We start from the raw sequence: 18,335 nt of genomic DNA, 5'->3' as shown, positions 1-18,335 counted from the left end.
GTATAGCCGGGCCGGAACCGGGCCTTCAATAGGCGTTCATCGTCAGCAACTCGTATTCGGCAACGGGCTCGTCATCAAGGTTGGTCATCGTCACATGCCAGCGGATCTCGCCGTATTCATCGGTCCGCGGGGTCTTTTTCTTGACGGTCAGGCGCACCTTGACGCTGTCGCCCGCTTCCACGGGCTTCATGAAGCGCAGGTTGTCCAGACCGGTGTTGGCCAGCACGGGCCCTTCCGCGGGGTCCACGAAAAGCCCGGCGGCAAAGGAGACCAGCAGATACCCATGCGCCACCCGGCCCGGGAAGAACGGATTGCGCTCTGCCGCCGCCTCGTCCATGTGCGCGTAGAAGGTATCACCGGTGAACTCGGCAAAGTACTCGATATCCTCCAGGGTCACCTCGCGGCTGCCGGTGTGCAGCGTCTCGCCGATGGCAAGATCACCGAAACGGCGTGTGAAGGGGTGCGCCGGCCCCTCCACCTCTGCCGCGCCGGGCACCCAGCTCTGGCCGATACCCGTCAGGATGTCCGGCGAGCCCTGCACGGCGGTGCGCTGCATGTAGTGCATCACACCGCGCACACCGCCCAGTTCCTCGCCGCCGCCTGCGCGGCCGGGACCACCATGCACCATGTGCGGCAGTGGCGAACCGTGGCCCGTCGATTCCTTCATCGAGTCGCGGTTGTTGAAATACAGGCGGCCATGATAGGCGCCGGCCCCTAACGTGACCTGCCGGGCGACATCCGGATCACGGGTGATGACCGAGGCCACCAGCGACCCCTGCCCGCGGTTGGCAAGCGCAACCGCGTGATCGAGATCGCGGTAGCCCATGACGGTCGAGACCGGCCCGAACGCCTCGGTGTCGTGCACGCGCACCGCCGTGTCGGGATCGCCGCAGTGGAAAAGCATGGGCGGCAGGAAGGCCCCCTTGGCCGGGTCGGCCCCCGACACCTCGAAATCGTCGGGATTGCCGAAGACACGCTCGGCCTCTGCCCCGAGCGCGGCGGCCTTGTCCAGAACGTCCGATTTCTGGCCGTTGCTGACGAGCGCGCCCATGCGCGTGGTTTCCAGCCGCGGATCGCCGATCACCGTTTTCGCCAGCCGCGCCGAGATCGCCTCGATGACGGGCTGGACCATGTCCTGCGGGGCAATGACACGCCGGATGGCGGTGCATTTCTGTCCCGCCTTGGCGGTCATCTCGCGGCAGACCTCCTTGATGAACAGCTCGAACTCGGGCGTGTCCGGCTGCGCGTCCGGCCCCAGTATAGACGCGTTCAGGCTGTCCTGCTCGGCCACGAAGCGCACGGAATTCTCAAGGATGTTGGCGCCCGACCGCAGCTTCAGCGCCGTGTCCGCCGAGCCGGTGAAACTGACCACGTCCTGGCTGGTCAGGCGATCCAGCATATCGCCCAGCCCGCCGGCCACGAATTGCAGCGCCCCTCGCGGCAGCAGGCCCGACTCCAGGATCAGCCGGACGCAGTGCTCGGTGACGTAGCAGGTGCTGGTCGCGGGCTTGACGATGGCCGGCACCCCGGCCAGCAAGGTCGGGGCCAGCTTCTCCAGCATGCCCCAGACCGGGAAGTTGAAGGCGTTTATGTGCACGCCCACGCCCTGCAAGGGGGTGCAGACATGCTGGCCGAGGAATGTGCCGTGCCGCGAGAGCTGCTCAACGCTGCCATCGAGATAGACATGCCCGTCCGGCATCTCGCGCCGGCCCTTTGACGCGAAAACGAAAAGCGTGCCGATCCCGCCATCGATGTCGATCAGGTGATCGCTCTGCGTGGCGCCGGTCTCGAATGACAGATCGTACAGCGCCTGCTTGTGCTGGCTCAGGTGCTGCGCCAGCGCCTTGAGCATCCGCGCGCGGTCGTGAAAGGTCATCTTGCGCAGGGCCGGGCCGCCGACGGCGCGGGCGTGCTCCAGCATCGCCTCCACGTCGAGCGCCGAGTTGCCCGCGCTGGCGATGACCTTTCCGGTCACGGCGCTGGCAATGTCGCGGGCGCCGGTGCCCGGGGCCACCCATTCACCCGCGGCAAAGCTGGACACCTGTTGAATCGTCATGGTGTTATCCTCCGTTCAGACGGGCCGGCAAACGCGCGAAACCGCGGAAACGCAGCCGCCCGCCGCGCTCGGCACCGTTTGTGATTGCATAGTCGGGGAAACGCGCGAGGAACCGCTCCACCGCGATCCGGCCCTCCATCCGTGCCAGCGTGAGGCCAACACAGGTATGCGGCCCGCCGGCAAAGGCGTGATGCTTGTTGGGGCGGCGATCGAGACGCATCTCGTCGGGTGCCTCGAACTGGCGCGGGTCACGGTTGGCCGCGCCGATCATCAGGTTGATGTCGGTCCCCGCCGGGATCGTCTCGCCATGGAATTCCACGTCCTGCGTTGTCAGCCGGTTGCCGATCTGGTTGGGGCTTTCCATCCGCAGGAATTCATCCACGGCCGTTGTAATGAGGGCGGGATTGGCCAGCAGTTCCGACCGTTTCTCGCGGTGCGCGTCCAGCAATGCCAGCGCGTTGCCGATCAGGTTGGTGGTCGTCTCGTGACCGGCGTTCAGGATGAAGATGCAATTCTGGTAGAGTTCCACCTCCGACAGGCCCTCGCCCTCGCTCTGCATCAGGCGGGTCAGCACGTCCGTTTCCGGATCACCGGGGTTGCGCGCCCTGTCCTCGATGATGTGGCGCAGGAAGTCCTTGAAATCCCGCACGGCCTGGTTGCCGCGCTCCATGTCCGCCTCCGAGAGCATCGGCTCCAGCGCGCCAAGGATCGCCAGCGACCAGTCCCGCAGGGGGCCGCGCTCTTCCCGCGGGATGTCGAGCAGGTTGCCGATAACCTCGATAGGGATCGCGCCGGCAAAGTCGGCGATCAGCTCCACCTCTTCGCGGCCCTCCATCGCATCAAGCAGGCTGTCCACCAGCGCGATCAGCCCCGGCTCCATCTTCTGCAGCGCCCGCGGGTTCATTGCCCCGACCATCACCTTGCGCACCCGCGTGTGCAACGGCGGGTCGTTGAAGACGAGCGAGGTGGTGTGATGCTCGTAAAGCGGGCTGTCGGTGCCGTATTTCGGCGCGAACACCTCCTTCTTGTCAGAGATGAAGCGCGTGGTGTCGCGATAGACGGTGTCGAGATCGGCGTAGCGCGACAGTACCACGCTCCCGTCCGGCTGCCAGCAGACGGGGCGCGCCTCCAGCAGCCAGCGATACGCCGGATAGGGATCGTCGTGGAACCCCTCGGGCGGATTGGTCAGGTCGAAATCGGTCAATGGCCCATCGCTCCCATCTGGTCGGGTAGCACCAGGACGAGCCACGGCACCGTGACGATCAGCGCAAGGCGCAGGATGTCGGCCACCCAGAACGGCGTGACCCCGCGAAAGATCGTGCCCGTGGACACGTCGCCCACCACCCCTTTCAGGATAAAGACATTGAGCCCCACCGGCGGCGTGATCAGCGATATCTCGGTGACGACCACGACGACGATCCCGAACCAGATCGGGTCATAGCCCAGCTCGGTGACCAGCGGGAAGAAGATCGGCACCGTGAGCAGCAGCATCGAAAGCGACTCGAACACGCAGCCCAGCAGGATATAGACAAGCAGGATCATCATCAGCACCGTGTAGGGTGCCACGTCATAGGCGGTAACAATCCCGATGAGCGCGTCGGGCAGGCCGGCAAGGTTGACGAAATTCGAAAAGATCTGCGCCCCGATCAGCACCGAGAAAAGCGCCGAGGCCGTCAGCGCGGTATCCTTTAGAACCTCCAGCGTATCCGACAGCGTGAGTCCCCCGCGCGAAAGCGCGATCAGGAATGCCCCCATCGCCCCCATGCCGGCCGCTTCGGTGGGCGAGAAGGTCAGGTAGATCGGGTGGAAATCGAAGATCCCGTAAAGCCCGCCGATCACCAGCACGAACAGCAGCAGCACCGCCCAGACCGAGCGCAGCGCGCCAAGCCGCTCGGTCCAGGTAAAGCGGTCTCCGGCCGGGCCGGCGGCGGGATTGCGCCAAACCGTGTACCGCACGGCGAAAAGGTAGAACAGGATGCCCATCAGCCCGGGAATGATGCCGGCCATGAAAAGCTTGCCGATCGATGTTTCGGTCAGCAGCCCGTAAATGACGAGGATCACGGATGGCGGAATGAGGATGCCCAGCGTGCCGCCCGCGGCGATCGACGCCGTCGAGAGACCGTCTGAATACCCGTAGCGGCGCATCTGCGGCATGGCGACCTTGGACATCGTGGCGGCCGTTGCCAGAGACGACCCGCAGATGGCCGAGAACCCCCCGCAGGCGGCGACGGTGGCCATGGCGATCCCGCCGCGCATGTGCCCCAGAAAGGCGTTGGAGACGGCGTAGAGTTCGCGCGCCATGCCGCCCTTGTTGACGAACAGCCCCATGAGGATGAACAGCGGCACCACCGACAAGCCATAGCTCTGGGCCGTGTCGATGATCTGCCGGCCCACCATGGACATGGCGGCCTTGAGGCCCCAGGCGTCGAACAGGCTGCCGCTGCGTTCGAAGGCAAAGCCGAACGTGCCGACCAGCCCCATGGCAAAGACGATCGGCATCCGCAGAAGGACGAGAACGAGAACCAGGGCAAATCCGATAAGCGCGGCGGTCATTGGGCGTCATCCCTCAGAAGATGCGGGGCAAGGAAATGCAACAGCCCCGCCACCACCATTGCCGCGGCCGCGATACCGGTCGCGATGGCGATGAACCACATGATGTAGAATTGGGGAATGGCGAGGTACTCTGTCACGTCGCCATAGCTGCGCGTGCGCTCGGCCAGCACGACGACCCGCTGTGTCGGCCAGATCAGCATCACCCCCGACGCGAGCAGGATGATCCCGTCGCGGACACGTTCCAGCCGGTAGCGCCGGAACAGGCTGTCAGTGAGGTCCACGGATATGTGGTAATTCGTCACCGACACGTGCGGCAGAACCGAGAAGACGATTATCGCCACGAAAATGCGCGTCAGCTCTGTCGCGGCCTCGATCGGCGCGTTGAAGCTCGACCGCAGGATCACGTCGAAGAACGTCATGACCATAAGCGCGAACAGTGCTGCGCAGGCGACGAGGATCGGAACCCTGTCCAGTTTGCGGACAGCGTGCAGGAACGGTCTCATGACTCTGGCCTCCGGGGCGCGGGATGGGGCGGGCGGCATCCCCGGCGGCCGCGCGGCCGCCGGGAACGACTCTCAAGGCGATCAGCCGTCCGAGAGCGCCTCGGACAGCATGTCGTAGGCGGCCTGCGCGTCGACGCCGGTTTCACCGACTTCCTTGATCACCGAGTCGATGATGCTTGCCGAGATTTCCTCGAACTTGGCCTGGTCGGCCTCCGAGGCTACGGTGATCGTGTTGCCTTCGGTTTCCCGCGTCAGCTCGAGGCTGTGCTGGTCACCGGCATCCCAGATCTTGCCGATCTCGCGGCTGATAGGCTCGCCGAACACGTTTTCCTCGAGCGCCTTCTGGATATCCTCGGGCAGGCGCTGGAACGATCCCTCGTTCATGATGAAGGCGAACGAGCCGCGATAGAAGCCGCCCGGCATCTCGTACAGGTGCGGCGCCACCTCGGTCAGCTTGAAGCCCTGGCGCGAGTCGACCGGCATGACGACGCCGTCTGCCGCGCCCGAGGCAAGCGTTTCATAGACTTTCGGCGCGGGCACCTTGATGCCGGTGGCGTCGAGCGCCTCGCCAACGTCACCACCCACGCCGCCGGGCACGCGCAGCTTCAGCCCCGAGATCTGGTCCAGCTCGGTGACCTTGTCGGCGGTGTGAAGCTGGGCCGGGCCGTGCGTGTGCATCGCCACGACCTTGACGCCGCGGTGCTCGTTGGCGTTGGACAGGTACCTGTCATAGGCGCGCCAGTAGGCAACCGACGCCTCCTCGGCGTTGCCGGCGTAGCCGGGCAGCTCGATCAGCTTCGTGGTGACGAACCGGCCCGCCTGGTATCCGTGGAAGATGATCGAAAGGTCGGCCGCACCGTCCTGGATCAGGTCCATTTGCGCCGGCGGCGGCGCAAGCCCCAGCTTCAGGTCGGTGGTCACGCGGCCATCGGTGGCTTTTTCGACCATCTCGGTGAACTTGGGCCACATCTTGGCGTTGATGTTGTGCGTCGGCGGGGCCCAGCTTGAAATGGTTAGTGTGTAATCCGCCGCCCATGCCGCGGAGCCCGCAAGCGCGAGCGCGGCCCCCGCCAGCAGCGATGTCAGTTTGTTACGTTGTGCCATTTGGTCCTCCCTAAGATGATGGCGTGTATTGACAGTCACGAGGCGCCCGCAACGACCCAGGAGCCCGGGCTCTCCTCGGCGACGAGCTGCATGGTCCGGCGCGCAATTTCCGGTCCGATTTCCTTGGCGTACTGCATCGGCCCGCCGCGCCAGCGCGGAAAACCGTATCCGTGCACCTCCACCACGTCGACGTCGCCGGGCCCCTCGGCGATGCCCTCCTCGACGATACGCGCGCCCTCGTTGGCCATGACGGCAAGCAGCCGTTCGGTTATCTCGGTCTCGGTGAATTCCCTGCGGGCAATGCCCTGCTCGCGCGAATGGGCCAGAACCAGCTCCTCCACCTCGGCGGAGCGCTGCGGCGTCACCCCGTCCGCGCCGTAATCGTACCACCCCATCCCGCTGCGGCGGCCAAGGCGCTCGCGCTCGCACAGCCAGTCGGCGACCGGCACGTAACGTTCCTGCGCGGGCCGCTTGGCGGCCTGACGCTTGCGGTTGGCCCACGCGATCTGAAGGCCCGCCATGTCCTGCGCCTCGTAGGGTCCCATCGGCATGCCGAAGGCGCGCATCGCGGCATCAACCTGATAGGGCAGCGCGCCATCCGCCAGCAGGTAATCCGCCTCGCGGCGATACGCGGCGAGGATGCGGTTGCCGATGAAGCCGTCACATATCCCCGACAGCACCGGTTGCTTGCCCAGGCGCTTTGCGACCGCAAAGCCCGTGGCAAGCGTTCGTGCGTCGGTCTCGGGGGTGCGGATCACCTCTACCAGCTTCATCACGCGGGCCGGAGAGAAGAAATGCAGCCCGAGGCACCGGGCCGGGTTGGCGATGCCGGAGAATATCTCACGCGGGTCGAGGTATGAGGTGTTGGTGGCAAGGATCGCGTCGGTATCCATCGCGGCATCGAGCTGCCGGAAAACCTCGCGCTTCACCGCCACGTCCTCGAAAACCGCCTCGATGGCGAGATCGGCGTCCGCGGCGATGTCATAGCTTCCGTCCGCCCTGAACCGGGCGGTCGCGCGCTCGCGGCCGTCGGCATCCATCTTGCCGCGCTTCACCGCCCCGTCGAGGATCTCGACAACGCGGGTGCGCGCGGCTTCGGCGGCCTGGGCATCGCGTTCCACGAGGCGCACCTCGAACCCTGCCATCAAGGCGGCCCCGGCGATGCCCGTCCCCATCAGCCCGCCGCCCACCACGGCAATCCGGGCGACATCCCGCTTGTCCACCCCGTTGATCGCCGCGGGGCGGCCTGCCGCGCGTTCGGCAAAGAAGACATGCCGCAAGGCCCGGCTTTCGGCCGACTGCCGCAACTCCAGATGGCGTTTACGCTCCCGCGGTTGGCCAATCTCGAACGGCTCCGACGCCCAGCCCAGCGCCGCGAGATTTTCCAGCGGCGACCGCTGACCACGGCTCTTGTGGGTCAGGTCGGCGCGGGCCTCTTCCATCAGTTCGGACGAATAGGACGGCACCGATCGGGCGGAAACCGCGGCGGGACGCGGCGGCAGATCTGCCGCCAGAGCGCGCGCGGCCGCTTGCGGATCCGCGGCAATCTCGTCGATGCCGCCAAGGGCGAGCATCCGCTCCGCCGAGAGCATCCGCCCCCTGCAAGCGATGTCGATCGCCGCCTCCATGCCGACAAGGCGCGGCAGTCGCTGCGTACCGCCCGCCCCCGGGATAAGCCCGACATTGACCTCCGGCAGGCCGAAACGCGTTCCGGGAGCCGCGATGCGCCAGGCGCAGGCCAGCGCCACCTCCAGGCCGCCGCCCAGCACGTTTCCGTGCAATGCCGCGATGAACGGCACATCTGAGTCCTCGATCATCTGAACCACGTCGGGCAGGTGCGGCTCCTCCGGCGGGGCGTCGAACTCCGTCATGTCACCGCCGGCGATGAAGGTCTGACCGGCACAACGCAGGATCGCGACGCGGGCCCCCGCGACATCCCGCACGGCACGGGCAAGCCCGGCACGCACGGCGCGCGAGGTGGCGTTCACCGGCGGATTGTCGATCGTGACCAGGGCGATGTCGCCGTCGCGATCAACCCTAACCGCATCTTCCTGCCTCATCTCGTGATCCTGCGATTTCGTGAATCGATCATACCGTAATTATTGACCAACCGTTCGGTTTATGCAAGGATCGATTTGCAATTCCACGAAGGCAGCCATGCAATGAGTGACACGATTCTTGCCGAAGGCCGCGGGCACTGGGTCGAGATTACACTGAATCGCCCCGACCGCCTGAACAGTTTCAACGACGAGATGCACCGCGCGCTTTATGCCGCGTTGGAATCGGCGCGCGACGGTGGTGCGCGGGCGATCCTGCTGACAGGTGCGGGCCGGGGTTTCTGCGCCGGGCAAGACTTGGCTGACCGCGATCCGTCCAGAATGGACGGCCCGCCCGATCTCGGCGACACGGTGCGCACATTCTATGCACCGCTCGTTCGGCTCATCCGGTCACTGGATTTTCCCGTGATCTGCGCGGTGAACGGCGTGGCGGCGGGGGCGGGCGCGAACCTCTCGCTGGCATGCGACATGGTTCTGGCCGCCGAAAGTGCCAAGTTCATCCAGTCCTTTGCCAAGGTGGGGCTGATCCCCGATACGGGGGGCAGCTGGCACCTGCCGCACCTGCTGGGCGAGGCACGCGCCAAGGGGCTGGCCTTTACCGGCGAACCGCTGACGGCGGCGCAGGCCGCTGAATGGGGGCTGATCTGGAAGGCGCTGCCGGACGACGAACTGATGGAGGAGGCACGCGCGCTGACGGCCAAGCTGGCGGAGGGGCCGACCCTTGGCCTCGGCATGACAAAGAAGACGATCCAATCCGCGGCGGCGAACACGCTCGACGATCATCTCGAGCTTGAGGCAGATGCGATGAAAACCTGTGGCGAAAGCGCCGACTACGCCGAGGGTGTTTCGGCCTTCATCGAGAAGCGCGCGCCGAACTTCCGGGGGAAATGAGCATGACACCCAAGGAACGCGCCGAGCGGGCCGCCACCGCCATGTGGTCGGGTGATCGGGCTTCTCAATGGGCGGGCATGGAAATCACCCATGTCGACGAGGGCGAGGCGACGCTGGAGCTGACGGTGCAACCGCACCACTGCAACGGGCATGGCATATGCCATGGCGGGCTCACCTTCATGCTGGCCGACAGCGCCTTTGCCTTCGCCTGCAACAGCCGCAACCAGTCCACCGTGGCCCAGCACAACGTCGTCAGCTACGTCGCGCCGGGCAAACAGGGCGACAGGCTGATTGCCAAGGCGCGAGAGGTCGCGCTTAACGGACGCAACGGCATCTACGACGTGACCGTAACGAACCGGAACGGGACGGTGATCGCCGAATTCCGCGGCATGTCACGCGCCATCAGCGGACGGCTGTTCGACGAGGATGATGACTGATTTGCCGGTGAGGACCCGGCGAGGAGGAGACGATGAAAGACCTGACCCCGACGAAATCCGACCTGGACCCGATCGAGATCGCCTCGATCGACGAAATCCGCAGCCTGCAACTGGACCGTCTCAAGTGGTCGGTGCGCCACGCCTATGACAACGTCCCGATGTACCGCGAGCGGTTCGACGCCGCGGGCGTCCATCCCGACGACCTCAAGCAGCTCAGCGACCTGTCCAGGTTCCCGTTCACCTACAAGACGGACCTGCGCGACAATTACCCGTTCGGCCTGTTCGCCGTCCCGCGCGACCAGATCGTGCGCGTGCATGCGTCATCCGGCACGACGGGCAAGCCGACGGTCGTGGGATACACCCGCAACGATATCGACATGTGGGCCGACATGGTCGCCCGGTCGATGCGCGCCAGCGGCACGCGCCCCGGCGACGTGGTGCACGTGGCATATGGCTACGGGCTGTTCACCGGCGGGCTGGGCGCGCATTACGGGTCCGAACGGCTGGGCTGCACGACGGTGCCGGTCTCGGGGGGAATGACCGAGCGGCAGGTGACGCTCATCAACGATTTCAAGCCTGCCACGATCATGGTCACGCCGTCCTACATGCTCAACATCCTCGAACAGTTCCACAAGCAGGGCCTCGACCCCCGCGAAAGTTCGCTGCAGGTAGGGATTTTCGGAGCCGAGCCATGGACGAATGCCATGCGCGAGGAGGTCGAGAAGGCCTTCGACATGCATGCCGTCGACATCTACGGGCTGTCCGAGATCATGGGGCCCGGCGTGGCCAATGAATGCGTCGAGACCAAGGACGGGCTGCATATCTGGGAAGACCACTTCTTTCCCGAGGTCATCAACCCCGAGTCGGGCGAGCCCGTCGAGGACGGCGAGATGGGCGAGCTGGTCTTTACGACCCTCACCAAGGAGGGCCTGCCGATGATCCGCTACCGCACCCGCGACCTGACGCGGTTGCTGCCGGGCACCGCGCGCAGCATGCGGCGCATGGAAAAGATCACGGGACGCTCCGACGACATGATCATCCTGCGCGGCGTCAACGTGTTCCCCACGCAGATCGAGGAACAGGTGCTGGCCACGGGCGGGCTGACCAACCATTTCCAGATCGAGCTTTACCGGGCAGGACGCATGGACGCGATGCGCGTGCACGTGGAGGCGGCCGCGGATTCCACCGACGAGGCGTCAAAGACGGCCGCGGCGCGGATGTTGCACAAGCACATCAAGGACGTGGTGGGCATCTCGACCGAGATCGACGTGCGCGACCCCGGCGATATAGAACGCTCGCAGGGCAAGGCCAAGCGCGTGGTCGACAACCGCGAAAAGGGCTGAGCCGTGGCGCGGACGATCGCCAAGGACCACGACGAGAAGCGCGAGCAGATCCTGCAATCGGCCGCCAAGGTTTTCGCGACCGAGGGGTTCGATCGCGCCTCGATGGCCCAGCTCGCCGGCGAATGCGGGATATCAAAGGCCAACATCTACCACTATTACGACAGCAAGGACGCGATCCTGTACGATATCCTGGAGACGTATCTGCGGCACCTGCGGGACCGCGTCTGCAGCATCGACCTGACCGGCCTCGACCCCGAGCAGCAGCTGCACAAGACGCTGCGCGAGATCCTGTTCGCCTACCAGGGCTCGGACCACGAACACCGGGTGCAGGTCAACGGGGTCTCGCGCCTGCCGTCCCAACAGCAGAAGGTGCTGCGCGGCTATCAGCGCGACATGGTCGTGTTCCTCAGCGACATCCTGAAGAACTGCGCGCCCGAGATCCTGGCGGACAACCCCGAGAAGCTGCGGGCGGCGACGATGTCGGTCTACGGCATGCTGAACTGGTATTACATGTGGAACTCCGGCGCGGGGGACGCCGCGCGCGAGGCCTATGCCCGCCTCGTGGCCGATCTCACGCTGCACGGGGTCAGAGGGATCTGAGCGCCCCGGCCGGCCGCCATCCAGCGGCGCGCCTTCGGCGCACGGGATGCGGGCGCGCTCGGGCCGCGCGGGCCTTGAGGGGCGCTGCCCCTCAAACTCCCCGGGGTACTGTTCCCAAGAAGAAGCGTGCCACGGTCACGTGTCGGGCGCCGCGAGACCAAGCACCCCAAGACGCGCGCGCGTCTCGCTTTGCCACCGGGCCCGCAGCGACTCGTTGGTTTCATGGCGCAGGCCCATGGCCCTGAGGCTGTCGAACTTGCGCGACCCCGTCGCGCCGAAAGACGCGAGCACCCTTGGCCACCAGTACGCGACCGATGCCTGGAGCGGCGCCGCGCCCTCGGCGTGCAGCAGCCGCGCGATGCCTTCCTCGGCCAGCTCGACGTGATGGGCCTCGACGGGAGCGATATCCCGGAACGCCTCGGCCAGGGGCTGGTAGGACACGCGGCTGAGCTCGCCCAGCTGGAGCGTGACGGCCCGGCCCATGAGCAGGTTCATGACCACCGCGTCGGCCCAGCCTTGCAGCGGATAGTTGAAAACCGCAAGGCGCATGTCCTGTTCTGTACGGGTCGTGCCGATATCTGCGTCACGCTCCAGCCGGGCCGTCCACGGATGGTGGTTTGCATAGCGCGCGGTATCGGCCCCGAACTCGCCCATGAGGCGCAGCACCTTGTCGGCGTTGTCGGTCTTTTCCAGCACGATCCGGGCCGCGGCGATGCGTTCCTTGATCCCGGGGCCGTCATTGATGATGTCGGCAAACCCCGCCGCGCCGGCCAGTTCGCTGTCCACGAAGGTCGCCATCAGCTTGAGCAGCTCCGCGCGGTAGCGCGGCGGGACATTCGCCGGGTTGGTCAGCGTCCCGCCCCCGGCGAGATAGGCGTCGATGGTCATCTCTTCGGTCATGGCATGGCCTCTCTCACTGGTCGTAATCGACGACGACCTTGTCGGTCACCGGGTAGGACTGGCACGACAGCACATAGCCCTTCTCGACCTCGTAGTCCTCGAGCGCGTGGTTGGTCACCATCTCGACCTCGCCTTCGAGCACGCGGCAGCGGCAGGTCGAACACACCCCCGCCCGGCAGGCGAAGGGTGCGTCCATGGTGTGCCCGAGCGCAGCATCGAGGATGACCGTGTCCTTGGGCATCTCGACGGTCTGCGTGGCCCCGTCGAGCGTTATCGAGACGCTGGTCTGGTTGGCCGCCCGTGCCGCCTGCTTCGACACGGCCTTGCGCCTGGCGCGTCCCGGCTGGGCCGAGGCGAAGAGCTCGAACTTGATCTGGCGGTCGGACAGACCGGCGTCGCGCAGGGCGCCGGCGATGCCCAGCATCATCGGCTCAGGCCCGCAGATGAAGGCGGTGTCGACCGTTTCGATATCGATGAACCCGCTGGCGAAGAGCTGCTGGCACTTTTCCTGCGTCACCAGCCCGGTGAAAAGCTCGATCTCCTGGGTGTCGGTTTCCAGCACGTGGATCACGTTGAACCGGCCGAGATAGAGGTTCTTGAGATCCTCGAGTTCCTCGCGGAACATGATCGAGTTCACGCCCTTGTTGGCATAGACGAGGGTGAAGCTCGATCTCGGCTCGCGGGCCAGCACGGTCTTGAGGATCGACAGGACGGGCGTGATGCCGGACCCGCCGGCAAAGCCCAGGTAGTGTTTTTCGCCATCGGGGTTCAGCTCGGTGTGGAAAGAGCCCATCGGCGGCATGGCCTGAAGTATGTCACCCGGGGCGAGGTCTTCGTTGGCCCATGTCGAGAAGGCCCCGCCCTCGACGCGCTTGATGCCGACCTGCAGCACGCCGTCATCCTTGCCGGCACAGATCGAGTACGAGCGGCGCAACTCCTCGCCGTCGAAGTCACGGCGGAAGGTCAGGTACTGGCCTTGTATGAAATCGAACTCCTCGGCCGCGCCGTTGAGGGGGCGCAGCGTCACGACCACCGCGTCGCGGATCGTCTTGCGGACGTCGGTTACCTCCAGGTCGTGAAATCGCGGCATTTGGGTCTCCTCCCTAGATGCACTTGAAATAGTCGAAGGGCTCAAGGCAGTCGCGGCAACGCCACTGGGCCTTGCAAGGGGTCGAGCCGAACTGGCTCAGCTTCTCCAGGTTGGTCCCGCCGCAGCGTGGGCACCGCTCCGGTCCGCCTGCGGGCCGGGGGGGCGCGATGCCGTAGGCCTCGAGCTTGGCGCGGCCTTCAGCGGTCATCCAGTCGGTCGTCCAGGCCGGGCTGAGCTGACGCCTGAGCTCCAGCTTTTCAATGCCGCGTCCGCGCAGGGCCGTCTCGATCTCCATGTTGATGAGCGAGGTTGCTGGGCATCCCGAATAGGTGGGCGTGACGGTGACGACCAGCTTGTCGCCCTGCCATGCGACATCGCGGATGATCCCCAGATCCGTCAGCGAGATCGCCGGGATTTCCGGATCGGGAATCTCGCCCAGCCAGTCCCAAACCTGCGCGATGTCCGGATGCGCCATTGTCCCGCCCTGCCCTGTCACCACTCGCAGCCGGGATAGGCCCGCTGCAACCACTGCATCGTGCACAGAAGATGGCCCAGATGCTCGGTGTGCATCTCGCCGCTGCGGCCGCCGCGATGCACGAATGCGCCCTGCGGCACCTTCAGCGTGGCGTCCTCCATCACCCGGCCGACCAGCGCATCATATTCCGCGCGCAGGCTGGCGGGATCGGGCGCGATGCCGGCTTGGGCCATCGCCGCGTCGGTCGCGTCACTCTCGAACAGCTCTCCGACATAGGGATAGAGATAGTCCAGAGCCGCCTGCATGCGCGCGTGGCTCTCTTCGGTGCCGTCGCCCAGCCCCACCACGGTATCGGAGGAGCGCTCGACGTGATACGCGACCTCCTTGGCGGCCTTCTCGGCGATCTCGCGCACCCGCTTGTCGGCGGATGACTGGAGCCGCGCCAGCATGATCGACGCCCATGCATCGTAAAGGAACTGACGCATCATCGTCTGGCCGAAATCGCCGTTGGGCAACTCCACCAGCAGCACGTTGCGGAAATCCCAGGCATCGCGGAGGAAGGCGAGGTCATCGGCCGACTTGCCCTCGCCCTGAACCTCGGCCGCGTAGCCCAGCCAGAGCTGTGTCTGCCCGATCAGGTCGAGTGCGGTGTTGGCCAGCGCGATGTCCTCTTCCAGTACCGGCGCGTGGCCGCACCACTCGGACACGCGATGGCCGAGGATCAGGGAATTGTCGCCGATGCGCAGCAGGAACTCCAGCAGCGCGGTCCTGTCGATCGTTTCGGCCATCACATGTGCCCCACTTCGTCGGGAATGTCGAAAAAGGTCGGGTGGCGGTAGACCTTGCTCTCCGACGGCTCGAAGAGCGGGCCCTTCTCTCCCGGCGCCGTGGCCGCGATATGGCGCGATTCCACCGCCCAGATCGAGACGCCCTCGTTGCGGCGCGTATAGACGTCACGGGCGTTCTTGATCGCCATCTCGGCATCGGGCGCGTGCAGGCTGCCCACGTGACGATGGCTCAACCCGTGCTGGCCGCGGATGAAGATTTCCCAAAGCGGCCATTCCTTGCGGTCCGGTGTCTCGCCGGCGCCTGTTTCGGGATACGGGGACGGGGTCACGGAACTCATGCTTTCTCTCCTCGGGATCGGGTCACTCGGCGGCGACGGCGGCGGCGGCCTTGCGGGCGGCCTTCTTGCGGCCATGGGCCAACAGGCCCTCGCGCACCCATGCGCCCTCTTCCCATGCCCGGTTGCGGGCGTTCATCCGCTCGGTATTGCAGGGACCGTTGCCCTTGATGACGTCGAAGAATTCCTTCCAGTCGGGCTCGGTGAAATCGTAGTGGCCGGTTTGCTCGTTCCATTTCAGGTCGGGGTCCGGGATGGACAGCCCGAGATATTCCGCCTGTGGCACAGTCTGGTCGACGAACTTCTGGCGCAGCTCGTCGTTGGTGTTGATCTTGATCTTCCAAGCCATGGACTGCGCGGAATGCACGCTGTCCTTGTCGGAGGGACCGAACATCATCAGCGAGGGATACCAGAACCGGTTGAGCGCATCCTGCGCCATGCGGCGCTGCGCCTCGCTGCCCTGCGCCATCTTCATCATGATGTCGTAGCCCTGCCGCTGGTGGAACGACTCCTCCTTGCAGATGCGGATCATCGCGCGGGAATAGGGGCCGTAGGATGTGCGCTGCAGCGGTACCTGGTTCATGATCGCCGCGCCGTCGACCAGCCAGCCGACCGCGCCGATATCCGCCCAGTTCAGCGTGGGGTAGTTGAAGATCGAGGAATACTTCATCCGGCCCGACAGCAGATCCTCGGTCAGCTCATCCCGGCTGACGCCGAGCGTTTCGGCCGCGCAGTAGAGGTAGAGGCCGTGCCCCGCCTCGTCCTGGACCTTGGCCAGCAGGATCATCTTGCGCTCCAGCGTGGGCGCGCGGGTGATCCAGTTGCCCTCGGGCAGCTGGCCCACGATTTCGGAATGGGCGTGCTGGCCGATCTGGCGTACCAGCGTCTTGCGGTATTCCTCGGGCATCCAGTCGCGCGGCTCGATCTTTATATCCGCGTCGATCCTGTCCTGGAACGCCCGTTCCTGCTCGGACATTTCCTCGCGGGATTTGACGCCCTTTCCAGAGCTCTTGACCATTTGCGCATACATCTGGGGTCTCCTCCCTCTCCTAGACACGCTCGAGGATCAGGGCGGCGCCCTGTCCAACTCCGACGCACATGGTGCAAAGCGCATACCGCCCGCCCGTGCGTTGCAACTGATAGGCCGCCGTCAGCACCAACCGCGCACCGGACATGCCCAGCGGGTGCCCCATGGCAATGGCGCCCCCGTTGGCATTCACATGGGGTGCATCGTCGGGCACGCCAAGCTCGCGCAGCGTCGCGAGGGCCTGGCTGGCAAAGGCCTCGTTCAACTCTATCACATCCATGTCCGCAATGCTCAGCCCGGCGCGCGCCAGCACCTTGCGCGTCGCGGGCACAGGGCCGATCCCCATGACGCGCGGCGCGACCCCGGCCGTCGACATGGCAACCATCCGCGCGATCGGGGTGAGGCCATTGTGCTCGGCGGCCCTTTCCCCCGCCACGAGCAGCGCGGCCGCGCCGTCATTCACGCCGGAGGCGTTACCGGGCGTGACACTCAGATCGGGCCCGTTCACGCCCTTCAGACCCGCCAGTTTCTCTGCCGTGGTGCCCGGGCGCGGATGTTCGTCGGTGTCAACGAGCACGGGGTCGCCCTTGCGCTGCGGGATCTGAACCGGCACGATCTCCTCGGCGAACACGCCGGCCTCGTGCGCGGCCGCCCAACGCGCCTGAGAGCGGGCGGCAAACGCGTCCTGGTCCTCGCGGCTGACACCGTAATCCTGCGCCACGTTGTCGGCCGTCTCGGGCATGGAATGGGTGCCGTAGCGCTCTTTCATCTTCGGGTTGACGAAACGCCAGCCAATGGTGGTGTCATAGACCGCGCTGGTGCGGCTGAACGGCGCATCGGCCTTTGGCATGACGAAGGGCGCACGGCTCATGCTCTCCACCCCGCCGGCAACGGTGAGGTCATAATCACCGGCCTTGATGCCGCGCGCGGCCATGCCGACGGCGTCCATGCCGCTGGCGCAGAGACGGTTGATCGTGGTGCCGGGAACATCCTCGGGAAGACCCGCCAAAAGCGCCGCCATACGCGCCACGTTCCTGTTGCTTTCACCCGCCTGGTTGGCGTCGCCCAGGATGACATCGTCGACACCGCTCCAGTCGACGTCGGGGTTGCGCGCCATCAACGCCTTGATCGGCAAGGCGGCAAGGTCATCGGTGCGCACCGATGACAGGGCACCGCCGTAGCGGCCGATCGGTGTTCTGACGGCGTCGCAAACGAATGCATCCATTTGACCTACTCCCTTATCGCGCACCCGGCGGCGCGGCGCCGGCCGGACGGTATTGACCGACCGTACGGTCGGCATATTGACGCGCCCGATTCGACGCAAGCATAATGTTACACATTTTCATTATTTTTGCATTTTTCGTAACTACCGATCCGTCGACACCGGGTTGACATGCACGATCGGGGCGCGCGGGCATCCCGGCAGAAGGTAGAATGCGCTGCATCCCGTAGTGCTGTCAGGAGGCCCGGTCGTCGATCAGCGGGTTGGGCTTGGCAAAACGCTCCAGATCGTCCTGGTCGGTTATCTTGATCCAGCTCCCGTTGACGACCACACCGTAACCCTGCAGCCCCCTGAAGGCGCGGCTGAGGTTCTCGGGGGTCATGCCCAGCAACGAGGCCAGCCGCCGCTTCTCGAACCCCAGTTCGAATCCCGCGCCGCCGCCCTCGCTCTTTTGCTGCCGCAGGAGATAGTTCGCCAGCCGTTCGAGCGAGGTCCTGAGCTTGAGATCCTTTTGCGACTTGATGACCGACCGGTAGCATTGCGCCAACTCCGTCACGGTCGCGCGCGCGAACTTCGCGTCGATGTCGAATACCGAGCGGACATCCTGGCTCGGGATCAGCACCAGCCGGCTCTTTTCGATGGTGCGCGCCGACATCAGGTAGGGCGCGTTCTTGACCGTCGCCGCGAGGATGAAGGTCGAGATCGGCCAGACCGTGCTCATGCTTGTCTCGCGATCGTTCCAGCGCGAGAAAAGCTCCACGGAGCCAGCCACGACGACATGCAGGAAATCGCTCGGGTCGCCCTCGGTGATCAGCTCGATCCGGGGCGGGAAATTCTGCACGTAGGCGCCGCGCATGAGCGCGCGGAAATTCTCTTCTTCCATGTCGGAAAAGAGATGCAGGCTTCGGATTTCCGGATAATGCGAATCGGGCATCTCACCACGTTCCGGCGTCC

The 18,335-nt window shown here is 65.5% G+C and carries 18 protein-coding genes; 4 read left to right on the top strand and 14 right to left on the bottom strand.

Features of this window, described 5'->3' with window-relative positions; genetic code table 11:
• Positions 1-25 precede the first annotated feature (25 nt).
• The 6 genes from paaZ to ACH13J_RS03745 form a co-directional block, all read right to left on the bottom strand.
• The gene (paaZ, locus tag ACH13J_RS03770; protein ID WP_397541978.1) at positions 26-2,056 is read right to left on the bottom strand and encodes a phenylacetic acid degradation bifunctional protein PaaZ; all 2,031 of its coding nucleotides are present in this window, start codon (positions 2,054-2,056) and stop codon (positions 26-28) included.
• Positions 2,057-2,060: 4 nt separating this feature from the next.
• Positions 2,061-3,260, bottom strand: a complete 1,200-nt coding sequence (locus ACH13J_RS03765; RefSeq protein ID WP_397541977.1) for a cytochrome P450 — start codon at positions 3,258-3,260, stop codon at positions 2,061-2,063.
• Positions 3,257-4,609, bottom strand: coding sequence for a TRAP transporter large permease subunit (locus ACH13J_RS03760; protein ID WP_397541976.1), 1,353 nt, complete (start codon positions 4,607-4,609; stop codon positions 3,257-3,259). Before ACH13J_RS03760 ends, ACH13J_RS03765 begins: the two co-directional genes overlap by 4 nt.
• Complete coding sequence (locus ACH13J_RS03755; protein WP_397541975.1) at positions 4,606-5,112, bottom strand: TRAP transporter small permease subunit; 507 nt, start codon at positions 5,110-5,112, stop codon at positions 4,606-4,608. The genes ACH13J_RS03760 and ACH13J_RS03755 overlap by 4 nt, the downstream gene beginning before the upstream one ends.
• 81 nt (positions 5,113-5,193) lie before the next feature.
• Positions 5,194-6,216, bottom strand: a complete 1,023-nt coding sequence (locus tag ACH13J_RS03750; RefSeq protein WP_397541974.1) for a TRAP transporter substrate-binding protein — start codon at positions 6,214-6,216, stop codon at positions 5,194-5,196.
• Between the two features lie 35 nt (positions 6,217-6,251).
• Positions 6,252-8,276, bottom strand: coding sequence for a 3-hydroxyacyl-CoA dehydrogenase NAD-binding domain-containing protein (locus tag ACH13J_RS03745; protein WP_397541973.1), 2,025 nt, complete (start codon positions 8,274-8,276; stop codon positions 6,252-6,254).
• A 102-nt stretch (positions 8,277-8,378) separates the two neighbouring features.
• On the opposite strand from ACH13J_RS03745, the gene paaG reads away from it, so the two are divergent.
• Genes paaG through ACH13J_RS03725 form a run of 4 tightly spaced genes read left to right on the top strand, consistent with a single transcriptional unit; the run spans position 8,379 to position 11,544 of the window.
• The gene (gene paaG, locus ACH13J_RS03740; protein WP_397541972.1) at positions 8,379-9,164 is read left to right on the top strand and encodes a 2-(1,2-epoxy-1,2-dihydrophenyl)acetyl-CoA isomerase PaaG; all 786 of its coding nucleotides are present in this window, start codon (positions 8,379-8,381) and stop codon (positions 9,162-9,164) included.
• A 2-nt stretch (positions 9,165-9,166) separates the two neighbouring features.
• Positions 9,167-9,601 carry a hydroxyphenylacetyl-CoA thioesterase PaaI gene (gene paaI, locus ACH13J_RS03735; protein WP_397541971.1) on the top strand — a complete coding sequence of 145 codons (435 nt, stop codon included), beginning with the start codon at positions 9,167-9,169 and terminating at the stop codon, positions 9,599-9,601.
• Positions 9,602-9,633: 32 nt separating this feature from the next.
• Positions 9,634-10,944, top strand: a complete 1,311-nt coding sequence (paaK, locus tag ACH13J_RS03730) for a phenylacetate--CoA ligase PaaK (protein ID WP_397541970.1) — start codon at positions 9,634-9,636, stop codon at positions 10,942-10,944.
• Positions 10,945-10,947: 3 nt separating this feature from the next.
• Positions 10,948-11,544 (top strand): TetR family transcriptional regulator, encoded by a 597-nt coding sequence (locus tag ACH13J_RS03725; protein ID WP_397541969.1) that lies wholly within the window; start codon positions 10,948-10,950, stop codon positions 11,542-11,544.
• A 135-nt stretch (positions 11,545-11,679) separates the two neighbouring features.
• Here ACH13J_RS03725 and ACH13J_RS03720 read toward each other — a convergent pair whose 3' ends face one another.
• The 8 genes from ACH13J_RS03720 to ACH13J_RS03685 form a co-directional block, all read right to left on the bottom strand.
• The gene (locus tag ACH13J_RS03720; RefSeq protein ID WP_397541968.1) at positions 11,680-12,444 is read right to left on the bottom strand and encodes a Phenylacetic acid catabolic protein; all 765 of its coding nucleotides are present in this window, start codon (positions 12,442-12,444) and stop codon (positions 11,680-11,682) included.
• Positions 12,445-12,457: 13 nt separating this feature from the next.
• Complete coding sequence (locus tag ACH13J_RS03715; protein WP_397541967.1) at positions 12,458-13,534, bottom strand: 2Fe-2S iron-sulfur cluster-binding protein; 1,077 nt, start codon at positions 13,532-13,534, stop codon at positions 12,458-12,460.
• A gap of 13 nt (positions 13,535-13,547) precedes the next feature.
• On the bottom strand, positions 13,548-14,009 hold the full coding sequence (gene paaD / locus ACH13J_RS03710; protein WP_397541966.1) for a 1,2-phenylacetyl-CoA epoxidase subunit PaaD: 462 nt from the start codon (positions 14,007-14,009) through the stop codon (positions 13,548-13,550).
• 17 nt (positions 14,010-14,026) lie between these two features.
• Positions 14,027-14,797, bottom strand: coding sequence for a 1,2-phenylacetyl-CoA epoxidase subunit PaaC (paaC, locus tag ACH13J_RS03705; protein ID WP_397541965.1), 771 nt, complete (start codon positions 14,795-14,797; stop codon positions 14,027-14,029).
• Positions 14,797-15,135: a 1,2-phenylacetyl-CoA epoxidase subunit PaaB gene (gene paaB, locus ACH13J_RS03700; RefSeq protein WP_397541964.1), complete on the bottom strand. Its 339-nt coding sequence runs from the start codon at positions 15,133-15,135 to the stop codon at positions 14,797-14,799. Before paaB ends, paaC begins: the two co-directional genes overlap by 1 nt.
• A 22-nt stretch (positions 15,136-15,157) precedes the next feature.
• Positions 15,158-16,162 carry a 1,2-phenylacetyl-CoA epoxidase subunit PaaA gene (gene paaA, locus ACH13J_RS03695; RefSeq protein ID WP_397541963.1) on the bottom strand — a complete coding sequence of 335 codons (1,005 nt, stop codon included), beginning with the start codon at positions 16,160-16,162 and terminating at the stop codon, positions 15,158-15,160.
• A 19-nt stretch (positions 16,163-16,181) separates the two neighbouring features.
• The gene (pcaF, locus tag ACH13J_RS03690; protein ID WP_397541962.1) at positions 16,182-17,384 is read right to left on the bottom strand and encodes a 3-oxoadipyl-CoA thiolase; all 1,203 of its coding nucleotides are present in this window, start codon (positions 17,382-17,384) and stop codon (positions 16,182-16,184) included.
• Positions 17,385-17,616: 232 nt separating this feature from the next.
• Positions 17,617-18,315, bottom strand: coding sequence for a helix-turn-helix domain-containing protein (locus ACH13J_RS03685; protein ID WP_397541961.1), 699 nt, complete (start codon positions 18,313-18,315; stop codon positions 17,617-17,619).
• Positions 18,316-18,335 lie beyond the last annotated feature (20 nt).

This window comes from Roseovarius salis (assembly GCF_044472985.1).
Classification (GTDB): Bacteria; Pseudomonadota; Alphaproteobacteria; order Rhodobacterales; family Rhodobacteraceae; genus Roseovarius; species Roseovarius salis.
Note: the sequence above shows the minus strand (reverse complement) of the source record. Positions and strands in the feature narration are given on the sequence as shown.